Origin of the sequence: Intrasporangium sp. (assembly GCF_051961875.1) — a bacterium.
Lineage (GTDB): Bacteria > Actinomycetota > Actinomycetes > Actinomycetales > Dermatophilaceae > Intrasporangium_A.
Genome location: NZ_JBQCCV010000239.1, coordinates 1 through 2,823 on the forward strand (window position 1 = coordinate 1; position 2,823 = coordinate 2,823).

Here is a 2,823-nt window from a genome sequence, read left to right on the forward strand (position 1 = left end):
GCGCTGGGAGAACCCGAACCGGGCCGGCTCGTGGCCGAGGAAGATGTTCTCGGCGACGGTCAGGCCCTCGACGAGGTCGAGCTCCTGGTAGATGGTCGCGATGCCGAGGTCCATGGCGGCCTGCGGGTGCGACAGTGAGACCTCGTCCCCCTGCCACTCGATGGTGCCCTCGTCGGCCTGGTGGACGCCGGCGAGCACCTTGATGAGCGTGCTCTTGCCGGCGCCGTTCTGGCCGAGCAGGCAGTGGACCTCTCCGGGGCGGACCTCCAGGTCGACACCGCCGAGGGCCGTGACGCCGGGGAAGCGCTTGACGACGTTCGTCATCCGCAGCAGCCGCGTTTCGTCTCGCCCTCGAGAGTCCATGGGTGACACCGTGGCGGACTTTTGACTGCTCGTCAAGCAAAAGTTTCATAGTGACCCGAGAAAGTCGCGTGGATGGCGTGCATAAGGTGCATGTGCTTCACTTCAACCGTGCGCCGTGCCGACTCGTCTTCCGCCTACGCCGCGAGTGGCGCCGGGGACCTGTTGCAGCTGCTCCGCGACGAGCGGCCGCGCACCCGCGCCGAGCTGGCGAAGCTCACCGGCCTGGCCCGCTCCACGGTCGGCGCCCGCGTGGACGCGCTCCTGGCGACGGGTCTGCTCGCCCCGAGCGGCGAGGCCGCGAGCACCGGCGGACGCCCACCGGCCCGGTTCGCGTTCAACCCCTCCGCGCGGGTCGTCATCGGTGCCGACATCGGTGCCACCCACGGGCGGCTCGCCCTGACCGACCTCAGTGGGCGCCCGATCGCCGAGATCGGGCAGCCACTCGACATCACCACCGGCCCGGGCCCGGTCCTCGACTGGGTCGTCTCGGCCTCGCAGCAGCTGCTCGGGGAGGCCGGGCGCGAGCCCCGCGAACTCATCGGCGTCGGCATCGGCCTACCCGGGCCCGTGGATCACTCAAGCGGACGCCCGATGCGCCCGCCGATCATGCCCGGCTGGGACGGCTACGACGTGCCCGAACACGTGCGCCACACCTTCGATGTGCCCGTCCTCGTCGACAACGACGTCAACATCATGGCCCTCGGCGAGCACGCCACGGCGCACCCCGACGTCGAGCACCTCCTCTTCGTCAAGGTCGCCACCGGCATCGGCGCCGGCATCATCAGCAGCGGCCGGCTCCACCGCGGTGCCGTCGGCGCGGCCGGCGACCTCGGACACGTTGCCGCCCTGCATGCCCCGCAGGTGCTCTGCTCGTGCGGCAACACCGGCTGCCTCGAAGCGGTCGCGAGCGGCCCGGCGATCTCCAGCTCGCTCAAGGACCTGGGCATCGCGACGGCGTCGAACCGCGACATCGTGGACCTCGTCCGAGGCGGCAACATTCCCGCGGCCCACGCGGTGCGCGAGGCCGGCCGGATGATCGGCGAGGTGCTCGCCACATGCGTGAGCCTGCTCAACCCCGAGGTCATCGTCATCGGCGGCTCGCTCGCCCAGGCCGGCGAGAGCCTCATCGCCGGCGTGCGCGAGGTCGTCTACCGGCGCTCCCTTCCCCTCGCCACCGGCAGCCTGCAGATCGTCGCCGCGACGACCGGGGAGCAGGCCGGCGTCATCGGCGCCGCCACGATGGTCGTGCAGCAGGTGCTCACGGCAGATCGGGTCGACTCGGTCATCGCGCGCCAGTCGGCGTCGTGAACCCGTCCCACCTCTGAGTCCGCCAACACGGCTCTCCCCATGGTTGGGGGACGGCGCCATGGGGCAAGGAGGACGGCATGACGGATCCGAGTGAGGTCACCGAACGTGGCGGCCCCTGGGTGCGCGAGGTCTGCGCGGCCCTCGACGTCCCCGCTGCAGACGTCGACATCCCGCGGATCCTCGACCTGACCCGGGAGATCTCCCACAGGAAGACGCGGCCGCTGGGCCCGGTCGGCGCCTTCATCCTCGGTATGGCGCTGGGCCGCCATCCCGACGCCGACCCCCAGGCGCTGCACGACCAGATCCTCAGCACCCTTCCCGAGCAGGAGGCCGAGGCCGACTGACCCCAGGCCCGGTCCGATCCAGGTTGGGTCTTCGGGGTCAGAGCTGAGTGATCCGAACAGAGGTCGGTGACCTGCGCAGAGCTGGGTGATATATCAAGCGACCGGCTGCAAATCGCCCACTCCTGTGCGAATCACCCAACCCCTCTCAGTCGAAGATGCCGCTGTAGGCGTTGAGGGCCGGCTGCCCGCCGAGGTGGGCGTAGAGGACCGTCGAGTCCTTGCCGATCTCGTCCTGGCTGACGAGGTCGATGAGACCGGCCATCGACTTGCCCTCGTAGACGGGGTCGATGATCATCCCCTCGAGGCTGCCGGAGGTGCGGATCGCGTCGATGGTCGACTGGACCGGGATGCCGTAGTAGTCGCCCGCCCAGCCCTCGAGGACGGTGATCTCGTCGTCCCGCAGGTCCCGCTCGACGCCGATGAGCTTGGCCGTGTTGCGCGCGATGCGTCCGACCTGCTCGCGGGTCTTGTCGATCGTCGCCGAGGCGTCGATCCCGATGACCCGCCGGGGCCGGCCGCCCGCGTCCTCGAGCGCGGCGAAGCCGGCGATCATCCCGGCGTGGGTCGAGCCGGTGACCGTGCAGACGATGATCGTGTCGAAGAAGACGCCGAGCTGCCGCTCCTGCTCGGCCACCTCGTAGGCCCAGTTGGCGAAGCCGAGGCCGCCGTACTTGTGCTCCGAGGCGCCGGCCGGGATCGGGTACGGGCGGCCCCCGGCCTGCTCCACCTCGGCGATGGCCTCCTCCCAGGACGGGCGGATGCCGATGTCGAAGCCGTGCGGGTCCAGCCGGACGTCCGCGCCCATGAT

At 70.6% G+C, this 2,823-nt stretch carries 4 protein-coding genes; 2 read left to right on the forward strand and 2 right to left on the reverse strand.

Annotated elements, in window-relative coordinates; genetic code table 11:
* A partial coding sequence (locus tag ACTHJJ_RS14265; RefSeq protein ID WP_440303603.1) for an ATP-binding cassette domain-containing protein occupies positions 1 to 363 on the reverse strand: 363 nt, incomplete at its 3' end.
* Between the two features lie 108 nt (positions 364 to 471).
* Here ACTHJJ_RS14265 and ACTHJJ_RS14270 point away from each other — a divergent pair.
* Both ACTHJJ_RS14270 and ACTHJJ_RS14275 read left to right on the forward strand, forming a co-directional pair.
* Positions 472 to 1,671 carry an ROK family protein gene (locus ACTHJJ_RS14270; protein WP_440303604.1) on the forward strand — a complete coding sequence of 400 codons (1,200 nt, stop codon included), beginning with the start codon at positions 472 to 474 and terminating at the stop codon, positions 1,669 to 1,671.
* Between the two features lie 77 nt (positions 1,672 to 1,748).
* A complete protein-coding gene (locus tag ACTHJJ_RS14275; protein ID WP_440303605.1) occupies positions 1,749 to 2,015 on the forward strand; it encodes a DUF6457 domain-containing protein in 267 nt (88 codons plus the stop codon).
* Positions 2,016 to 2,160: 145 nt separating this feature from the next.
* On the opposite strand, the gene ACTHJJ_RS14280 is transcribed toward ACTHJJ_RS14275, so the two are convergent.
* The coding region (locus ACTHJJ_RS14280; RefSeq protein WP_440303606.1) for a pyridoxal-phosphate dependent enzyme at positions 2,161 to 2,823 on the reverse strand (663 nt) is incomplete at its 5' end.